25 protein-coding genes are annotated in these 15,975 nt (G+C 69.4%); all 25 read left to right on the top strand.

From position 1 onward, the window contains the following. Nucleotides 1–9: 9 nt before the first annotated feature. The 25 genes from CP982_RS07500 to CP982_RS07395 all read left to right on the top strand — a co-directional run bounded on the left by CP982_RS07500 (nt 10) and on the right by CP982_RS07395 (nt 15,965). Nucleotides 10–414, top strand: a complete 405-nt coding sequence (locus tag CP982_RS07500) for a hypothetical protein (RefSeq protein WP_150509788.1) — start codon at nt 10–12, stop codon at nt 412–414. Between the two features lie 38 nt (nt 415–452). Next, entirely contained in the window at nt 453–599 is a 147-nt protein-coding gene (locus CP982_RS41590; RefSeq protein ID WP_170316386.1) for a hypothetical protein, read from the top strand. A gap of 40 nt (nt 600–639) precedes the next feature. Then, nucleotides 640–822 carry a hypothetical protein gene (locus CP982_RS07495; protein WP_150509787.1) on the top strand — a complete coding sequence of 61 codons (183 nt, stop codon included), beginning with the start codon at nt 640–642 and terminating at the stop codon, nt 820–822. A gap of 81 nt (nt 823–903) precedes the next feature. Next, the gene (locus CP982_RS41585; RefSeq protein WP_170316385.1) at nt 904–1,047 is read left to right on the top strand and encodes a hypothetical protein; all 144 of its coding nucleotides are present in this window, start codon (nt 904–906) and stop codon (nt 1,045–1,047) included. After that, nucleotides 1,047–1,223: a pRL2-8 gene (locus CP982_RS07490; protein ID WP_150509786.1), complete on the top strand. Its 177-nt coding sequence runs from the start codon at nt 1,047–1,049 to the stop codon at nt 1,221–1,223. The genes CP982_RS41585 and CP982_RS07490 overlap by 1 nt, the downstream gene beginning before the upstream one ends. A gap of 25 nt (nt 1,224–1,248) precedes the next feature. Then, the gene (locus tag CP982_RS07485) at nt 1,249–1,458 is read left to right on the top strand and encodes a hypothetical protein (protein ID WP_150509785.1); all 210 of its coding nucleotides are present in this window, start codon (nt 1,249–1,251) and stop codon (nt 1,456–1,458) included. Next, nucleotides 1,458–1,655, top strand: a complete 198-nt coding sequence (locus CP982_RS07480) for a hypothetical protein (protein WP_150509784.1) — start codon at nt 1,458–1,460, stop codon at nt 1,653–1,655. Before CP982_RS07485 ends, CP982_RS07480 begins: the two co-directional genes overlap by 1 nt. An 89-nt stretch (nt 1,656–1,744) precedes the next feature. Continuing rightward, nucleotides 1,745–1,942, top strand: coding sequence for a hypothetical protein (locus tag CP982_RS07475; protein WP_150509783.1), 198 nt, complete (start codon nt 1,745–1,747; stop codon nt 1,940–1,942). Then, nucleotides 1,942–2,142, top strand: coding sequence for a DUF4236 domain-containing protein (locus CP982_RS07470; RefSeq protein ID WP_150509782.1), 201 nt, complete (start codon nt 1,942–1,944; stop codon nt 2,140–2,142). Before CP982_RS07475 ends, CP982_RS07470 begins: the two co-directional genes overlap by 1 nt. 6 nt (nt 2,143–2,148) lie before the next feature. Continuing rightward, nucleotides 2,149–3,447, top strand: coding sequence for an exosortase/archaeosortase family protein (locus CP982_RS07465; RefSeq protein WP_150509781.1), 1,299 nt, complete (start codon nt 2,149–2,151; stop codon nt 3,445–3,447). A gap of 7 nt (nt 3,448–3,454) precedes the next feature. Then, on the top strand, nt 3,455–5,557 hold the full coding sequence (locus CP982_RS07460; RefSeq protein WP_150509780.1) for an FtsK/SpoIIIE domain-containing protein: 2,103 nt from the start codon (nt 3,455–3,457) through the stop codon (nt 5,555–5,557). 177 nt (nt 5,558–5,734) lie between these two features. Beyond that, nucleotides 5,735–6,358 carry a hypothetical protein gene (locus CP982_RS07455; RefSeq protein ID WP_150509779.1) on the top strand — a complete coding sequence of 208 codons (624 nt, stop codon included), beginning with the start codon at nt 5,735–5,737 and terminating at the stop codon, nt 6,356–6,358. Nucleotides 6,359–6,450: 92 nt separating this feature from the next. Continuing rightward, entirely contained in the window at nt 6,451–6,660 is a 210-nt protein-coding gene (locus CP982_RS07450; RefSeq protein ID WP_150509778.1) for a hypothetical protein, read from the top strand. 22 nt (nt 6,661–6,682) lie between these two features. Then, the gene (locus tag CP982_RS07445; RefSeq protein WP_150509777.1) at nt 6,683–7,174 is read left to right on the top strand and encodes a hypothetical protein; all 492 of its coding nucleotides are present in this window, start codon (nt 6,683–6,685) and stop codon (nt 7,172–7,174) included. A gap of 11 nt (nt 7,175–7,185) precedes the next feature. Continuing rightward, nucleotides 7,186–7,374, top strand: a complete 189-nt coding sequence (locus CP982_RS07440; RefSeq protein ID WP_150509776.1) for a hypothetical protein — start codon at nt 7,186–7,188, stop codon at nt 7,372–7,374. A gap of 12 nt (nt 7,375–7,386) precedes the next feature. After that, complete coding sequence (locus CP982_RS07435; protein WP_150509775.1) at nt 7,387–7,602, top strand: hypothetical protein; 216 nt, start codon at nt 7,387–7,389, stop codon at nt 7,600–7,602. Nucleotides 7,603–7,695: 93 nt separating this feature from the next. Beyond that, nucleotides 7,696–8,436: a hypothetical protein gene (locus tag CP982_RS07430; RefSeq protein WP_150509774.1), complete on the top strand. Its 741-nt coding sequence runs from the start codon at nt 7,696–7,698 to the stop codon at nt 8,434–8,436. Between the two features lie 94 nt (nt 8,437–8,530). Next, a complete protein-coding gene (locus CP982_RS41580) occupies nt 8,531–8,692 on the top strand; it encodes a hypothetical protein (RefSeq protein ID WP_170316384.1) in 162 nt (53 codons plus the stop codon). A gap of 24 nt (nt 8,693–8,716) precedes the next feature. After that, on the top strand, nt 8,717–9,277 hold the full coding sequence (locus CP982_RS07425; RefSeq protein ID WP_150509773.1) for a hypothetical protein: 561 nt from the start codon (nt 8,717–8,719) through the stop codon (nt 9,275–9,277). 118 nt (nt 9,278–9,395) lie between these two features. Continuing rightward, complete coding sequence (locus CP982_RS07420; RefSeq protein WP_150509772.1) at nt 9,396–9,635, top strand: MerR family transcriptional regulator; 240 nt, start codon at nt 9,396–9,398, stop codon at nt 9,633–9,635. Nucleotides 9,636–9,949: 314 nt separating this feature from the next. After that, nucleotides 9,950–10,777: a glycoside hydrolase family 16 protein gene (locus CP982_RS07415; protein WP_150509771.1), complete on the top strand. Its 828-nt coding sequence runs from the start codon at nt 9,950–9,952 to the stop codon at nt 10,775–10,777. 20 nt (nt 10,778–10,797) lie between these two features. Next, nucleotides 10,798–11,247, top strand: coding sequence for a hypothetical protein (locus CP982_RS07410; RefSeq protein ID WP_150509770.1), 450 nt, complete (start codon nt 10,798–10,800; stop codon nt 11,245–11,247). A gap of 33 nt (nt 11,248–11,280) precedes the next feature. Beyond that, on the top strand, nt 11,281–15,279 hold the full coding sequence (locus CP982_RS07405) for a hypothetical protein (protein WP_150509769.1): 3,999 nt from the start codon (nt 11,281–11,283) through the stop codon (nt 15,277–15,279). Next, nucleotides 15,273–15,560: a hypothetical protein gene (locus tag CP982_RS07400; RefSeq protein ID WP_150509768.1), complete on the top strand. Its 288-nt coding sequence runs from the start codon at nt 15,273–15,275 to the stop codon at nt 15,558–15,560. Before CP982_RS07405 ends, CP982_RS07400 begins: the two co-directional genes overlap by 7 nt. Nucleotides 15,561–15,581: 21 nt before the next feature. Next, nucleotides 15,582–15,965: a phage tail fiber protein gene (locus tag CP982_RS07395; RefSeq protein ID WP_425329814.1), complete on the top strand. Its 384-nt coding sequence runs from the start codon at nt 15,582–15,584 to the stop codon at nt 15,963–15,965. The last annotated feature ends 10 nt before the right edge of the window (nt 15,966–15,975 follow it).

Genomic DNA, 15,975 nt, shown 5'->3' with positions numbered 1-15,975 from the left:
GGTGTGTTGGTGCAGGCGCTGATCGGGGATCGGCGGGTGCGTGCGGAGCGTCGGCGTGCGGAGTTTGTGGCCGCGGTCCGGGGCGTACTCCGGGCCTATGTCCGCTTTCGCGGCAGGCAGTACATGAAGATCCGCGCCCGGAGGTTGGGTCGCGACGACACCGATGAGTCGCTCGCTGCCCGGTATGCGGCCCGTGACGCGCTCACTGAGGCGATCGACTACCTGTACACGGCTACAGCCGATCAGCGGCTGCTGGCTGCGGCGGAAGAGGCGCGGGAGCTGGTGGTGGCCCTCGGTGATGCCGCGTCGGAGCCGGGCGCGGTCGATGAGGACGCGGTCGCGGAGATCGGGCGGCGCGCCCGGGAATCCCATTCCGCGCTGCGGCAGATGGCCCGCCGCGCCCTGTACGGCTGACGAACCTAACCAGAACTGATCAAGGAGGGCTTGCCGCCATGGACTACAGCGAGATCGCAGCGAAGGCGCGGGTGGTGATCGGGGTGTCGAACGCTCCTCTCCACACCGGCACCGGCGACATCTACACCGTCATCACCGGCCCCGCGGGCGAGGACAACACGGACGACGAAGACCAGCCCCGCTGATCCCATTCCCCTGCTTCAACCAGCTTGAGAGGAGCCCGTGATGGGCGACCGCACCCCCAGCACCAGCAATGAGGTGGACGGCTCGGACGTGCACACGATCGTGCAGTCCGGCACCACCGACACCGTCGACGCCAGCCAGACCACGGTCACGGTCACCCACGGCGACGGCACCACCTACATCAACGGCGACCACGGCCAGGTCAGCCACACCTTCAACCGCTGACCGGTTGCCCGATCCGCCGGACCTTGCATGCCCGGCGGTGAGGGGAGCCGGGACAGCCCCGGAACCAGGAAGGAGCTAGTCATGGGTCAGCAGGACTCTGAGTTCGGGTTTGTGGAGAGCGAGCGGACGGATGAGAACACCGTCACCACGGTGATTGTGACCGGTGACGGCGCTACCGCGCACCCCTGTCCCGGCGGTCTCACGGCCGACGACCTCGTCGACTGATGCCGCAGGCGACGCCGCCGGGGGAGTGCCCGCAGTGCTGGCACCACGCGCACGTGCTGCACAACGTCTGGTCCAGCGGCTACGTGCCGTCGAAAGGCGACTGCCCGCAGTGCGTCGACCACATGATCAACGGCTGTCCGAACCGCGTACCGAAGAAGCCATCCATCTGGTGGTGACCCGACCCGAGAGAGGAGCCCCGGCGTGGGTGTGTTCCGTAGGACCCCCGAGGAGAAGGAAGCGATCGCAGAGATGAAGGCGGCGGACAAGGCGCTGAACGAGAACTCAGACCGTGAGTTCGCGGCCGGGATCCGGCACGAGACCGACGAGTACCAGCGCCTGAACGCCGCAGCGAATGACGCCGCAGCGAAGGTCAGCTTCTGGCACGGCGGTACGAAGAAGCGGGGCGGCTGATGCGGTATCTGATCTGGCTGGTGATGATCGCTCCGGCGTTCGCGGCCGCCATCACGGTCCGGGATGTCGCCGCCGTGGGCGTGGCGGAGCCGTGGCGTGCTACCGCCACTATCGCCACCGCGCTCGTCGTGTGCGCGGTCATGGACTACCTGGTCGACGTCTACTTCGCCCGTCGCGCGGACCGCGCCCAGGACTGATGGTGGCCCTCGGCGCACGTCTGGCACGTGCGCCTTGGACATCCCTCAGCACCCCTCAATCCCACACCTCGTTTTGATCGGAGGCCGCCATGAAGCGGCTTGTCGGCTGGCTGCTGCTCGCAGCCGTCTTGTTCCTCGTCGGGATCTTTCCCGGCCTGGCTGCGGCCATCGGTGCCGCGGTCGGGCTCGGGCTGAGTGGCGGCCTGGCGCTCCTGCTGCAGCCCTCGGTCCTCACGGTTGCGCTGCTGGTGGTGGCGTGGCGGTCGGTTCGGTCGGAGGCCACTTGATGGGGATCACTTACCGCCGGTCGTGGCGGATCTTCCCCGGGGTCCGACTCAACATCAACCGCCGCTCCTGGTCGATCACTTTCGGCGGGCGGCGCGGACCCCACTACACGATCTCATCCACCGGCCGCCGCACCGCCTCCATGAACCTGCCCGGCGGATTCGGATACCGCCACACCACCCGACGCAACCGAGAGGACTGATCAACCGTGAGCACCTCCGTCGAGAAGAAGGTCAACGGCCTTGCCGTGGCCTCGCCTGAGCCCCGGTTCGACCCGGTGGCGCTGGCCGAGGCGGAGGCCATCCGGACACGGGCGGCCGCCGAGGCTGCCGCGTTGCGCATCGAATCCGAAGGCCGCGCCGAAGCCGAGAAGACCCGGGCTGTCGAGGAGGCGGAGAAGCAGCGGATCACCAATGAGCGGCAGCGCCTGCGCCTGGAGAAGGACCAGGCCGACCATGACGCCTACCTCGCCCGGAAGGCGGCCGAGAAGAGAAAGGCCGACGCAGAACGCGAGAAGGCCGCACAAGCCGAGGCCGAGCAGGCGCAGCGGGAGGCCCAGGAGCAGGCCGAGCGGACGCGCGCTGAACGCTGGTGGAAGTGGGGTGCCCGCGGCATCTACGCCGTCGGCCTGGTCATTGCCGCGCCGGTGCAGTTCATGCACTTCTGGGATCCCGCCCGGAAGTTCCTCGTCGCCGCGCCCGCGCTGCTTGAGGGTCTTGCGCTCGTGCTTGCGTGTGGCGCTGGCTGGGCGGTCGCGCACCGCCGGGACGTCACTCCGTACCGCATCGGCGTCATGATCTCCGCGTTGATCGCTGCTGCGATCAACATGCATGGCGGCATGACCAAGCCGGAGATCGGCTTCAACGCCGGGCTCATCGGCGCCATCGCCTCCCTCGGCGGGCCGATCGTGCTCATGGTCTACGAGCACGGCATCGCCCAGCAGAGCGACGGCATCCCCTCCCGGCGCGAACGCCGCGCCTCCCAGCGGGCCAAGATCATGGAGGATGCCGCCCGCGCGCAAGCCCGTAAGGCGAAGGAGGCCGCGGACCTAAAGGCGCGGGAGGAGAAGGCCTTCGCGCAGCAGCGCGCCGAGCGCGAACAAGCACGCCGCGACGAGGACCGGCGCAAGCACCACCCGGAGGTGTGGGCAGTCGCCGACGCGATGCGATCTGCCCGCGGCTCCGCGTTCGTCACCGAGCAGATCTGGGCCGAGGCCTGGCAGCGCGTCACCGGCTGCAAGACGGTCGGAATCACCCTCGACCTCGAGGCCGCATCCCGCGCCCAGCAGGCCCGCGTGAAGACCGTCACGGAGACCCCCGTCCTTGGCGAAATGTCACTGGTCAATTCCCAACGACCCGCCAAGCAGAAGAAGGACCCGAACGCCCCCGACGGGCGCCGAAACAACGGCGGCATTCCGCCCCGCAGGACGACCGGTGACAGCGAGCCCAACCATCCCCTCGCCCGTGCACAAGCCCGCGTCGAGCGGACCCTCGAGAAGAAGGACTGAGACCCGCATGGCTACCCCGCTGAAGGATGGGCGTCCGCCGCTGACGCTCGTCAAGGAGACCCCCGAAGCGGCCCCCGTTTTCGAGTTCGAGAAGCGGCCCCGTCCGGCGTGGATGATGTCCGCGGAGCAGCTGAAGCAGTGGGCGGTGTACGCCCGCGACAACAGCCTCGACTGGATGCGTTTCCATGCCGTCCACAGTCCGTACTACCTGGGCTGGTCGGTGCGCGGCTACCGGCGGCTGTGCCGCCGCTGGTGGGAGGCTCGTCACGACGACTACCGGCAGCAGATTGCCACTGCCAAGCTCATGCTCCGCCAGGCCAAGGAGCTCCCGCGCGGCGATGCGCGGGCGGCGTCCGAGTCGAAGGCGCGGGCCCTGCTGGAAGTGCGGCGGGCGGAGTACAAGGCGCACAAGAAGCGGCACTGGATCCGCACCGGCTACTGCGGTCTGGCCGTCGCCGGCGGTGGTGCGGCTACTGTGATGCTGGGCAGCTGGTGGATGCAGCTCCTCCTCGCTCTCGCTGTGGTGCTGACCGGCAGTTGGTTCGGGCGGCCCGAGACTCCCGCGATCGTCCCCGTGCAGGCGCCGACCCGGACCTCGCACCTGGGGGAGGACACGATGCGCCGCGTCCTCGTCGAGGCCGGCGCGGTCCCGGAGAAGCGCGGCGGGGAAATCCGCGGCGTTGGCATCCCTCACGGGGAAGGCCCCGGCATCGCCTACGCCGTGCACACCCCTTCCGGGATCCCTGCGGCCGTGGCCGTGAGCAAGAAGCAGCAGATCGCATCCGCGCTCGGCGTGCACTCCGACTGGCTCGACCTCAGCGTCGGCAGCATCGAGACGCTGCTGCATGTGTGGGTGGCGAGCGATGACCCGTTCTCGGTGGTCCGCCCCTCGCCGCTGCTTGACCACGACGGGCCGATCAATACCTTCCGTGACGGCATTCCGGTCGCCTTCGGCAAGCGCGGCGACCCGATCACCCTGCATGTGCGGGACACCAGCCTGATCGCGGCCGGGGCCACCCGGCGCGGCAAGGGGATGCTTCTGGCGAACATCCTGATCGGCGCGGCCAAGGACCCGTGGGTGAACGTCCGTATCTTCGACGGCAAGGGTGTCGCCGAGCACAACCCGTATGCGCCGATCCTGGCGACGTTCGTCAAGCGGAACCCGGAGCGTCTCGCCCTCATCACCCGCCTGATCAAGGAGGAGGTCGACCGCCGTTCCGATCTCCTCGACGACCACGGCTACGAGAAGATCGACGACGACAACTACGAGCAGGCCATGCGGCTCCTCGGCGGCCGGGAGCTTTTCATCGTCGACGAGCTCGCCACCTACACCCCCAGGGGCACGAGCCCCTGGGACGACGAGATCACCGAGAATCTGTCGCAGATCGCCGCCGTCGGCGCTGCCGTGGGCGTGCTCCTGATCAGCATCACGCAGGTGCCCGAGGTTGCGGTCATCCGCGGACGTCTGCGCCAGAACCACGTTGGCCGCGCGGCGATGAACACCGAGTCCGGGCAGGCATCGAACACGATCCTCGGCGACGGCATGACCGGTCAGGGCTACGACGCATCCAAGATCCCCCTTGACCAGCCGGGCCGGTTCTGGCTAGCCACCCCGGAGACCGGTGTCATCCAGGGTCGCTCCTACCTGGTGAAGCCAGACGACAAGCGGAAGGTCGTCGCCGAGGCCTACGAGATCCGCAAGGCCGCCGGGCGGCTGCCGGGCCAGTGGCGCGACCGGATCGAGGAGCAGCTCCAGGGAGAGACAGGGGTGTCGTCTGCCGCAGGCGGGCCCGGCGGTAGGGGACGCATCGTCCGCGTCGGCATTCTGGACCGGCTGTCGGCGATGGCGCGCGCCACGGGGCGGGGCAACATCACGAACGCCGAGGTCTTCACGGCCTTCGCCGCTGCGGACCATGCCCGCTTCGGGCGTCGAGACGGCGAGACGGAGGAAGGCTGGTCTGCCCGTGTCGGCAAGGCAGTACGGGAGCAGATCGAGGCGGTGACACCCGATCTGAAGGTCAAGCGAGTACCGGCCGAGGACGGTAAGCGGCCCCAGGGCTACCTGCTGGAGGACATCGAAGCCGCCCGTAATGCCCGCAATGCGCCCTGACGGTCCCCTGGTAAGACGTGGATCGCCGCAGGTGGCCGCCCTGACAGGCCCCTGACCGCGCCCGTCGAGCGCACTCTCCAAGCCGTGACCTGTCACCCGCCTGTCAGGGCTGTGGCCTGCGCAAATCCACGACTGTCAGGGCACCCGTCAGAGCAATATGCGAGGAAGGTCCGGAAGATGCTCACCCTCAGGATCCAGCAGATGACGATCGACGGACACCCGTATCTGTGTCCCGAGTGCGCCGCGCAGGCGTTCACCCTCGACGGCACCGGGTTCATCGACGCGCTCCCGGTCCGCGGGAACTGCTGGCAGTCCCACACCTGGGAAGAGCCCCTGATCACCCTCGGCGTCCTCAAGGAGATCCTCCACACGAGCAGCGGCCGCCAGTGCGCCACCGACGAGGACACCTTCGAGATCACTGTGGGCGGCGCGGTCCTCGCCGGGATCCTCCACCCGGAGATCACCGTCGATGACGTGAAGCAGGCTGGCCGCCTGTACTGGCGGCGGATCATCAAGCCCGTCCTGCGACGGCATCGCCGCGCCGCGGGGCGCGCCGTCACCCGGCCGGTCAAGGGCGCGGTCGCCGCGACCCAGGCCGCCGCCCTCACCGCCGCCTGGGACCTGCGGGCCGGCGGCCACGAACCCGACCCCGATCGCCAGCCCGAGCCCATCAACCCGTGCGGCGCGGGCTGCGACCGCGGCTGGTTCACCATCCCCACCCGCATCCACCCCAAGGCCGGAAGCCAGGGCAAGATCCGCGTCCCCTGCGGCGTGTGCGCCACAACCGGCGAGGCCGACTAGCCCGACTGCCCGTCCGTCAGGACCCGGCGTCTGCCGGGCAAGGGGGCCGCACTCGTTCCGAACTCCACCCCACCCTGACAAGGAGATCTCTCATGGCCGACTACACGATCGACACCCTGCAGACCTGCGGCCGGCTCGACAACCCGCACCCGCCGAAGTGGGGCGCCGTCCTGTGCGACCAGGACGGCCAGGCCGTCATGAAACCGGGCGGTGGCGCCGCCTACCGTTCCGACCTCCACGACACCGAGCAGGACGCCATCGACGACCTCACCCGCCAACTCGCCGCCGCCAACGCCGCCTGACCGCACCGACAAGGAGACCGTCATGGAACCGCTGCCCGGCCGTCCGCCGCTCGACCACCCCGCGGTCGCGCAGCGGAACCTCTCGCCCGCCACCCAAGAGATCCTCGACGACATCGAAAGCATCGACTGGAAGGTGCCGACGTCGCATCGCGACACCAGCCCTGTCCCCACGGTCGGAGACGCTCAGCCCGTCGCGCAGCCCGGGCGTCCGCCGATGAGCCAGAAGGCCACCGACGGCAGCGCACTCATGCTCGCAGGGAGCGTCCTGATCGTCGCGACCGGAGGGGCTGCCAGCCTCGTTTTGTGGGCCTCTGGGCAGGCCAACCCAGTTGTTATCGGCATCGTCTGCGCCGCACCCCCCGCCGCATTCCACTCCCTGAAGGGCCTGGCAAAGATCTTCAGCCGGACAGGCCCGCGGGAGCTCCACCAGACGTACAACGCGCCCGTCCATCAGATCAACAGCACCGTCACCACCCACAACCGCTGGTGGGGCCGTAGCTCCACCAACCTGTGAAGGAGATCAGCATGCCGAAGACCCCCACCCCGGAAGAGATCGACGCGGCAGCGCGGCAGGTGCAGCGCGGCGGCTTCCTCGGCCGCGGCAGCAGCAGGAAAGCCGACCAGCTCATCGACGCGGCAGGCGAAGACGGTCAGGCCGTCGCCATGCAGATCCTGTCCGCCGCCGCCGACCACAAGCCCCGCTGGCGCCGATAGGGGAGCGCTCATATGTCTGCGCCTGATCATCGTCTTGTCGCCCGTGCCCGCCAGTACGTCCCGCGCGGTGTGCTGGTGGTGGCCGCTACCGCGGCGCTCGCCGTCACTCTGCCCGCTGCCGGAGCCCCCACCGCCGCCACCGGCGCGGGCATGGCTGTCACGTTCACTGCCGGGCTGGCCGCGGTCGCCTACGGGGCCGGGGCGCCCGTGAAGTCCAAGGCCCGGTAGCCCAGTTCGTCCGCTCGCCCCCGTCGAGTGTGCCATTGGCCCGGTATTGCAAGCTGCTGGGTGCACAATGGCTCAATCAGCACCCTGCTTCCCGTGCCACCCGAGGAGCCCGCCGTGCACAACCACCCCACCGGCCTCGACGACTACGACTGGCCCGCATGCGTGGCGCCGCGGTGCGGCCGTCTGCTTTGGGTCGCCGAGACCGGACGGCTTGCGTGCCGTCCGTGTGAGGACGCCACCGCGACCCGCATCCGCGAACTCCCGGCATTGTTCGCCCGGTTGGACACGACGGCGATGCTGATGAAGGGCGCCCGCCGCACCGGCAGCGCCACGTCGGGCAGCCGGACCCCGCCGATACCGCCCCGCCTTGATGTCCTCGCCCTCGTCGGCCCCGGCGGCATAGCCGCCCGGCTCCGCGACATTGAGGACGCGTGGCGGTCCGCGCTCGGCTGGACCGTCGCCCCCTGGCGCGGGAGCCCGGCCGAAGCGATCCCGCAGCACGTCCGATTCCTCGCCGACAACCTGCTGTGGGCCTGCTCGAGCTACGACAGCATCGGCCAGGACATCGACGACCTCCGCAAGCTGCACGGCGAATGCAAGGCGATCGCCGACGGCGAGAAACGCGGCGGCTGCGTCCAAGTCGGGCCCTGCCCCACGCGCTACGACGACGACACCCTCTGCGGGGAACCTCTCACCGCCGTCACCGACAACCACCGCATCCACTGCCGAGCCTGCGGCGCACGCTGGGAAACCCTCGGGGAATGGCGCGGCCTGCGTGACGCGCAAGAAGCCGTACTCGAAGAGCAGCTCCGGCGGGCGGAGGATGCGGCGTGAACGACGCTCTGCGGCTTGTCCTCGGCCTTTGCGGCTTGCTTGGCGGCGCCGTCGGATTGGCTGGCGCATGGATCGTATGGAAAGGACGGCAGACGTGAGCGAAGCTGCCGACAAGACCCAACGATCACCGGTAGACGGCATCGGACTGGCCCTGGCCTACATCCGCAGCCACTGGCATCCCCGTGTCGCGAAGGCAAGCCTGTATGCCGAGGCCTCAAAATCCCGTGACGTTGCCCTGGAACCCGAGCCAAGCTGAACCCCCACGCCAATGGAGGCCCGCATGCAGAAGATCCCCACCCTGTTCGTCCGCAACCCCGACGACCGCCGCCACGTACTCCCCGAGGTCACCTCCGGCTGCGAGTGGGTTCTGGAAGGCTACGGCACCGCGACCCGCAAATACGACGGCACCTGCGTCCTGCTCGACGAGTCCGGTGACTGGTGGGCTCGGCGTGAGGTCAAACGCGGCAAGGCACCGCCACCGAACTACGTGCCGATTGAGCACGACACGACCACGGGCAAGACGGTCGGCTGGGAGCCGATAGCGCAGTCGTCGTTCGCCAAGTTCCACACCGAGGCCGCCGAGATACATCGGCACTGGCCGCACGGAACTTACGAGCTCTGCGGCCCGAAGATCAACGGAAACCCTGAAGGTGTCGAGCGGCACACCCTGATCCGACACGTCACGGCCGAGACCGTCGACCCCCGTCTGGACTTCCGCACCTACGACGAGATCGGGAACTTCCTCGCAGGGCACACATGGGAAGGCCTCGTGTACCACCACCCCGATGGCACTATGGCGAAGATCAAAGCCAGGGACTTCCCGGGCGCGGAAGCACCATGAATACTTGAGCACTTGACAAAATATGTTCACCGAAGTCACTCTGTGCTCAGATAGCTGAACTTCGCGCTGAGGCCACCCGCCACCCCGGGTGGCCTTCGTTGCATCCGGAGGTGACCACTTGCCCTCCGAAACCCCAACCCTCGTCACCGCCGCAGACCTCGCCTACTGGACCGGACGGCCCGTCGGCACCATCTGGCGCTGGGCCTCCGAAGGCCGCCTCACCGTCCACGGCCACGGCAAGAACGCCCGCTACGACCTCAACGAGACCACGGCCGCCGAACGGAACCCTGACACACGCGAGCTCATCACCCCCGCCCCGCCGCCGCCCATCAAAGACCAGCGGCAGCACGCCGCTTAGCCCCTGCGCCGTGGTGGTCGTGGCGCAGGCCGGGCCTCGTAGCGCGTCGCGCTCGGCCCACCCCGTCCGCCCGGTCCGTGGGGGTCCGGGCGGACACCTCCCGGCCAGTAGCGCCCGCCCCCAGCAGGCGGTACTGGCCCCCGTCGCCCGGCAGGCCCCCGCCCCGGGCGACGGGACCCTCAATCTCCGCCGCCAGGCGATGAGACCGGAGAGGTCTCCTCGTGTGAGGGCTTACACCCTCCGTGAGTTGGTACCGGCGTCCGGGCGGCGGACCACCACCCCTGAATCGTGCGGCGAGGAAGAGGTGGTGTGCTATGCGGCGTCCACTCACCATCGCCGGGATCCTCGCCGCACTCCTCCTCTGGCACGTTGCAGCGCCGACTGCCGATGCCGGCCGCGTCGCGGATGCCGGGCCGACGTGGAAGCTGCGGTTCGTTGACGCCTTCAACACCCCAGTCGCGAAGGGACGTTTCCGCGACTGCAGCCACAACGTCGACACTCCGCGCGCCTACTGCGGTGGCCTCACCGGCAGCGCGCGGGCGAACTGGTGGGCCTACCCGAAGGGCTGGCCCGACACCGCCACCCAACGCGACTACCCGGTAGGTGGCCTGTACGACCCCGCGTCCACGGTGTGGATCTCGGGCGGGCAGATGCACATCCGCATGTGGCGCGGCCCGTCCGGGCCCGTGCACTCCGCCGCGGTTGTGCCGAAGAAGCTTATGGAGCAGCGATACGGGCGGTACGAGGAACGTTTCCGCGTCTCCAAGGTCGCCGTCGGCTACAAGTCGGCGCACTTGCTCTGGCCCGTCGTGAATGACGGCTGCTCGGAGATCGATTTCCCTGAACTTGAGTGGTCGGAGACCATCGCAGGCTTCGTCCACCCCGCCAACTGCACGCGGCAGACCGCGTTCGACAGCGGCAGGCGCTGGAGCGATTGGCACACCTCACAGATCGAGTGGAAGCCCGGCGAGGTCCGTTTCTACCTCGACGGCGAGCTGATCGGCCGCTCCACGAACAGCGTCCCCGACCGGCCCATGAGCTGGATCATCCAGAACGAGGCCGCGCTTAACGGGGACCGGGCTGCCGTCAACAGCTCGGCACAAATGGACATCGCCTACGTCAAGGGCTGGACCTGGGGCTGAGGCCCGGAAGGAAGATCAACATGGCGAACATCGTCTTCAACACGGCCCTCGGCTACCTGAAGCGATATGCAGAGCAGGTCGGCACCGGCAACGCTGCCCTCATCATCGTGCCCCTCGAAACCTCCGGCCTCGAAGCCGACTCCGTGCTGCGCGACAAGGACGACCTCGCCGCCGTACTCTCCGGCACCACCAACGAGCAGACCACCATGGGCCGCAAGACCGTCACCGCGTGCACCGTCACCGTCGACGACACCAACGACCGCCTCGCCCTCGACATCGCAGACCAGACCTGGACCGCAGCCACCGGCAACGCGATCTCCAAGCTCCTGATCTGCTACGACGCCGACACCACATCGGGCACCGACTCGACCATCGTGCCACTGACGCTGCACGACTTCTCGATCACCCCCGACGGCTCGGACGTCTCAGCAACCATTTCCGACTTCTTCCGCGCCACATCCGCCGCCTGACCCTGGCCGCCGGATTCCCGGTAGGGGGCGATCGTGGGCCAGCCTCTCTACGTCAACAAAGCCGTCAACGCGGCCACGGGCACGAGCCTGTCCGTGAACGTGCCGGCGGGCACCGTGGACGGCGACGTCATGATCGCCCACGGGACCACGGGCGCCTCCGGCACCTTCAGCCCACCGGCAGGCTGGACGCAGATCGACTCCAACGCCACCGGCTGGCAGGGCCGAGCCTGGTACCGGGTGGCCTCCAGCGAGCCCGCGTCCTACTCCTGGACGCAGACCGTCCTCTCGCTGATGATCGTCTCGATCTACAGCTTCCGCAGGGTGGACAACACCAGCCCCATCGACGCCCACGCGATCAGCGCGTCGACGACCGCGGCGACGGTGACCGGCCCGCCGATCACCACGACAGCGTCCGGCTGCCCGATCCTCTACCTGCGCCAGTCCCGCTCCTCCGGGGGGACGAACCCCACCTGCTCGACAACCGACACATCCGTGACGGAAATCGACGACCAGGGCGCGAGCGGCAACGGCCAGGCCGGCTACCTCAGCTTGGCGCCCAAGAGCGCGGGCAGCGTCACTGGGCTGAGCACGACGGCGACGCAGACGCTCACCAACTGCAATCACTACACGATCGCGTTGAAGCCGGACGCGAGCGCGAACCCGGCCGGCTGGTCGTATGTGTCCAGCACTCTCGGCACCGGCAACAAGACCGGCGGCACCGCGGCGGCGGCGTCCGTCACGGCGTCCGTCGGCGACTGCCTGATCGCCGCCTGCGTCAGTGACGACATCAGCGGCGCCGACGCGATCGGCACCAGCGCAGTCTCCGACGCCGCTGGCAACACCTGGACGAGGATCGCGGCGAACCAGTCGCAGACCAGCGCCGGCTCCGTCGCTGTGGCGATCTTCTACTGCACGGTCACGAACCCGATGTCCGGTACAACGGTCAGTTTCGCGCCGTCCTCGAGCGCGGCGGCGAAGAACCTCACCGTGTACCGGTTCACCGGCGGGTCCTCGACGCTGCGGGGCTCGGCCACCACCGCCACGATCGTCTCCGGAAACGTCAACGTCAGCCTCACCAACGCCAACCCGGTCGCCGGGGACCTGGTGATCGGCGTCGACGGCTTCGAGGGCACCGTCGGCGGCTCCAACAACATCACCGGCGACTCGGACACCACCAGCGGGTCCTGGTCGACGATGCTCAACGCTGGCACCACCGGCGGCAGCGGCTCCTCCAACATCCAGGCCGCCACCCAATACAAGATCGTCACGACGGACGGATCCCAGACCTGGGACACCACCATGCCGGTCGGCGGCGACGGCAGGGCCATCCTCATCGCCCTCCGCCCCGGCGGCCTCACCGCCACAGCCGGAATCGCCTCCGAAACCGCCACCGCCCAAACCCTCACCAAAGCCAAGACACGGGCGGCGGCACCCGGATCCGAGACCGGCACGGCGCAGCCCCTCGGCCGCCGCAAGACCGTCGTCCTCGCCCCCGCCCTCGAAACCTGTACCGGTCCAGTGCTTGGGCAGGCCAAGTCGGCGGCGCTCGCGGCCGTCACAGAAACGGACACAGCCCGCTCCCTGGCCGCACCCGCTACGCCGCTGGTCGCCGGCAGCGAGACCGGCACGGCGCAGGCCCTCGGGCGAGCCAAGGCCGTTGTACCCACGGCCGCGGACGAAACCGGCAGCGCCCAAGCCCTCGGGCGGGGCAAGACACAGGCCCTCACAGCGGCCGCCGAGACCAGTGCCTCACAGCCAGTCGGCCGCCGCAAGACGGCACCCCTTGGTGCTGCCACCGCTGATGCCGCGGTTCAGCTGGTCGGCAGAGGCAAGCAGCGTACCCTCGGCACCACCGAAACCACCGACAGCGCCGGGGCCCTCACGTCGGCGAAAACCGCCGCCCTATCCACCGCCACGGCATCCGATGTCGCTCAGGCCCTCGGTCCTGCCAAGCGCCAGCAGCTCGCCGCCGCGACGAGCATCGAGGATGCGCACGGCGTCGGGCGGGTCAAGTCGATAGCACCCGCGGCAGCCGCCTCTGTCGAGGCGGCCGTATCGCCGGGTGCCGGCAAGACGACACCGCTGCTGGCCGCCACAGTCCAGGACGCCGCGCAGACAGTGGGACAGATCCGCAGCCGCACCCTCGGCGCAGTCGCCGAGGAAGCAACGGCCCGGCCCGCCAGCGCGGCCAAGCGCACGACGCCACCTCCTGCACAGGGCACGGAGACAGCGCAGCCTCTGACCGCCGCCAAGGCGTTGACCCTCGCCGGAGCGGTCGACGCCGAGGAAGGCGGGCCGCTCGCCCACATCAAGGCCCGTGCGCTGGAGAGCGCATCGGCCGCGGAGACGGCGCAGCCACTGGGTGGAGCCCGCAACGTCCTGCTCCCACCCGTCGATGAATCCGGCACGGCACGGCTGGTGGGCGCGGCCAAGACCGCGCTGCTCGGGCCGGCCAGTGCCACGGAGACGGCCGCCTCGCTCACCGCAGGGGAAGCCCGCGCCCTGGCCGCAGGAGGGGCCGACGAGGCGGCCCAGGACCTCCAGGCGACCAAGCAGCTGCGGCTCGACACTGCATCTGTCGACGAAGCCGCCCAGCCACTGGGCGCCCGCAGGACGCTCCCGTTGGCCGTGGCTGCGGAGACGGCACAGGCCCTTCCGCTGGCATTGGCAGGATCCCTCACAGCAGCCGGTGAGACCGACACGGCCCGCGCAGTCGCGGGGATCAAGGCCCACCTCGTCGCGCCGGCCTCGACTAGGGAGACAGCGCAGGCCCTTGGGCAAGCGAAGGCCCAACTCCTGGACACCTCCCAGGAGATCGACACGCCGCAGGCTCTCACCTGGGCGAAGACCCGTCCGCTCGACCCGGGCGCTGAGACTGTCACGGCCCAAACCATCGGGCGCACCAGGACGCGGGCGCTCGGGACCGCGGCAGAGAATACGGCGGCCAATGCGGCGGGGCGCAGCCGCCCACTCTCGCCCACCACCGCCCTGGAGACCGCACAAGGCCTCCAGGCGGCCAAGATCCAGGTCATGGCCCCGGCGGCCACCCAGGAGGCGGCACACCCCCTCACAGCGGCCAAGACGCAGGCCATGGGGGCTGCAGAGTCCGCCGAGACGGTACAGCCTGTCACGGCCCGCAAGGCGGCTCCCCTCGACCTCGCCGACGAGATCGACCAAGCGCAGCAACTCGCGCAGCCCGGCCGCCTCGACAGCGCAGGCGAATCAGACAGTGCCATACCGCTGGGACGAGCCAAGCAGGTGGCGCTGCCCACGGCCGGCGAGGTCGACAGCGCGGAGTCGGTCGGTGGTTGCAAGACCGCCTGGACCGTCGCCGCGGAGAGCCAGCAAACCGCGGGGATCCTGAACGCCCGCAAGATCCAGGCGGTGACCGCTGCAGCCGCCGCAGAGGACGCACGGACCGTTGTCACGGCCAAGGCCAAGCAGACCGGCATTGCCGTCTCAACTGTGAGGGCAATGCCGCTGTCGGCCCGCAAGACGGCCCCCCTCGGCACGGCTGCCGAAACCGACCGGGCGCAGCAGTTGGCGATACCCGGTCACGCCTCCGTGGCAGCGGAGACCGAGACCACGCGGAGCCTCGGACGCCTCAAGGCCCTGATGCTGCAGGCCGCGATCGAGAACGCCGAAGCTTGGTCTCCCGGTCACAGCAAGGCGCGGCAGCTCGGGGTCGCGGGCGAAGTCGACAGTGCACGTGCCCTGCCCGCGGCCGGACGTCTCACCGCAGCGCTCGAAACCGAGACGGCCTTCACCGTCGCGCGCCTCAAGCAACTGCTCCTGGGCGTCGCCGCAGAATCCGCCGAGGCCATTCCGCTCGGACACATCCGGCAACGCACCCTCGGCACCGCCACTGAGATAGACGTGGCGCAGGCCCTGACGCCGACCAGCCCCGTCACCGACGTCGACATCACCATCGGCCTGCCGTACAGCCGGTGGGCCGCCAGTACGCCGACAGCCCGGCCCTACACGGCGGGAGTACCCGAGGCCGCGGACTGGGAGGTGGGCGCCCCGTGCTGATCCCCGCCTCCTCCACCGAGTACCTGCACGTCCCGGTCACCGCACCCGAGGGCGTCGACCTGACCGGAGCCCCGGTACGCATCGCCGTCGTCGCGCATCGGGACAACCCCGCGACCAGCGAGTGGAAGACCGGGGTCTGGGACGACGGCGAGGCCACGCTCCTCATCGGCCCCGGCAGCACGCTCGTCCTCACCCGCGGCGACTACCGCGTGTGGGTGTCCGTCGACCCGCCCGGCGCCGAAAACATCACCCGCATGTCCGGACACCTCGGCGTCACCTGACCAGGAAGGAGGGCAGTAGCCATCGCTGACAATCTTTCGAACACGGCGGAGAACCGTGCTCTGGACTGGCTCATGGGCACGGCCACCACTGCGCCCACGCTGCCGCTGAAGGTCGCCCTCGTCACCGCCAACGGATCCGACTCGGCCGCTGGCACTGAGGTGACCGGCGGATCCTATGTCCGCAAGAACCTCACCGTCGGAGCAGCATCCTCCGGGGCTACCTCCAACTCGGCGGATATCGTCTGGACTGGCATGCCTGCCGGGACGATCGTCGGTGTCGAGATCTGGGACTCGGCAGGCACCCCAATCCGCTGGTGGTGGGGGCCTCTAGCTACCTCCAGGACTCTCGCTTCCGGCGACGAATGCCGCTTCCCTGCAGGCGCTTTGGCCTTCGCGCAGGCGTGATCGGGGGCAG

Origin of the sequence: Streptomyces spectabilis (genome assembly GCF_008704795.1) — a bacterium.
GTDB lineage: Bacteria > Actinomycetota > Actinomycetes > Streptomycetales > Streptomycetaceae > Streptomyces > Streptomyces spectabilis.
The sequence above is the reverse complement of the archived record's forward strand: the minus strand, read 5'-3'. Positions and strand labels throughout refer to the sequence as shown.

Bases quoted from the DNA above. Each gene is read 5' to 3' on its own strand.
- CP982_RS41590 (WP_170316386.1), top strand. From the start codon at position 453: ATGGACTACAGCGAGATCGCAGCGAAGGCGCGGGTGGTGATCGGGGTG.
- CP982_RS07495 (WP_150509787.1), top strand. From the start codon at position 640: ATGGGCGACCGCACCCCCAGCACCAGCAATGAGGTGGACGGCTCGGAC.
- CP982_RS41585 (WP_170316385.1), top strand. From the start codon at position 904: ATGGGTCAGCAGGACTCTGAGTTCGGGTTTGTGGAGAGCGAGCGGACG.
- CP982_RS07490 (WP_150509786.1), top strand. From the start codon at position 1,047: ATGCCGCAGGCGACGCCGCCGGGGGAGTGCCCGCAGTGCTGGCACCAC.
- CP982_RS07480 (WP_150509784.1), top strand. From the start codon at position 1,458: ATGCGGTATCTGATCTGGCTGGTGATGATCGCTCCGGCGTTCGCGGCC.
- CP982_RS07475 (WP_150509783.1), top strand. From the start codon at position 1,745: ATGAAGCGGCTTGTCGGCTGGCTGCTGCTCGCAGCCGTCTTGTTCCTC.
- CP982_RS07470 (WP_150509782.1), top strand. From the start codon at position 1,942: ATGGGGATCACTTACCGCCGGTCGTGGCGGATCTTCCCCGGGGTCCGA.
- CP982_RS07460 (WP_150509780.1), top strand. From the start codon at position 3,455: ATGGCTACCCCGCTGAAGGATGGGCGTCCGCCGCTGACGCTCGTCAAG.
- CP982_RS07455 (WP_150509779.1), top strand. From the start codon at position 5,735: ATGCTCACCCTCAGGATCCAGCAGATGACGATCGACGGACACCCGTAT.
- CP982_RS07450 (WP_150509778.1), top strand. From the start codon at position 6,451: ATGGCCGACTACACGATCGACACCCTGCAGACCTGCGGCCGGCTCGAC.
- CP982_RS07445 (WP_150509777.1), top strand. From the start codon at position 6,683: ATGGAACCGCTGCCCGGCCGTCCGCCGCTCGACCACCCCGCGGTCGCG.
- CP982_RS07440 (WP_150509776.1), top strand. From the start codon at position 7,186: ATGCCGAAGACCCCCACCCCGGAAGAGATCGACGCGGCAGCGCGGCAG.
- CP982_RS07435 (WP_150509775.1), top strand. From the start codon at position 7,387: ATGTCTGCGCCTGATCATCGTCTTGTCGCCCGTGCCCGCCAGTACGTC.
- CP982_RS07425 (WP_150509773.1), top strand. From the start codon at position 8,717: ATGCAGAAGATCCCCACCCTGTTCGTCCGCAACCCCGACGACCGCCGC.
- CP982_RS07415 (WP_150509771.1), top strand. From the start codon at position 9,950: ATGCGGCGTCCACTCACCATCGCCGGGATCCTCGCCGCACTCCTCCTC.
- CP982_RS07410 (WP_150509770.1), top strand. From the start codon at position 10,798: ATGGCGAACATCGTCTTCAACACGGCCCTCGGCTACCTGAAGCGATAT.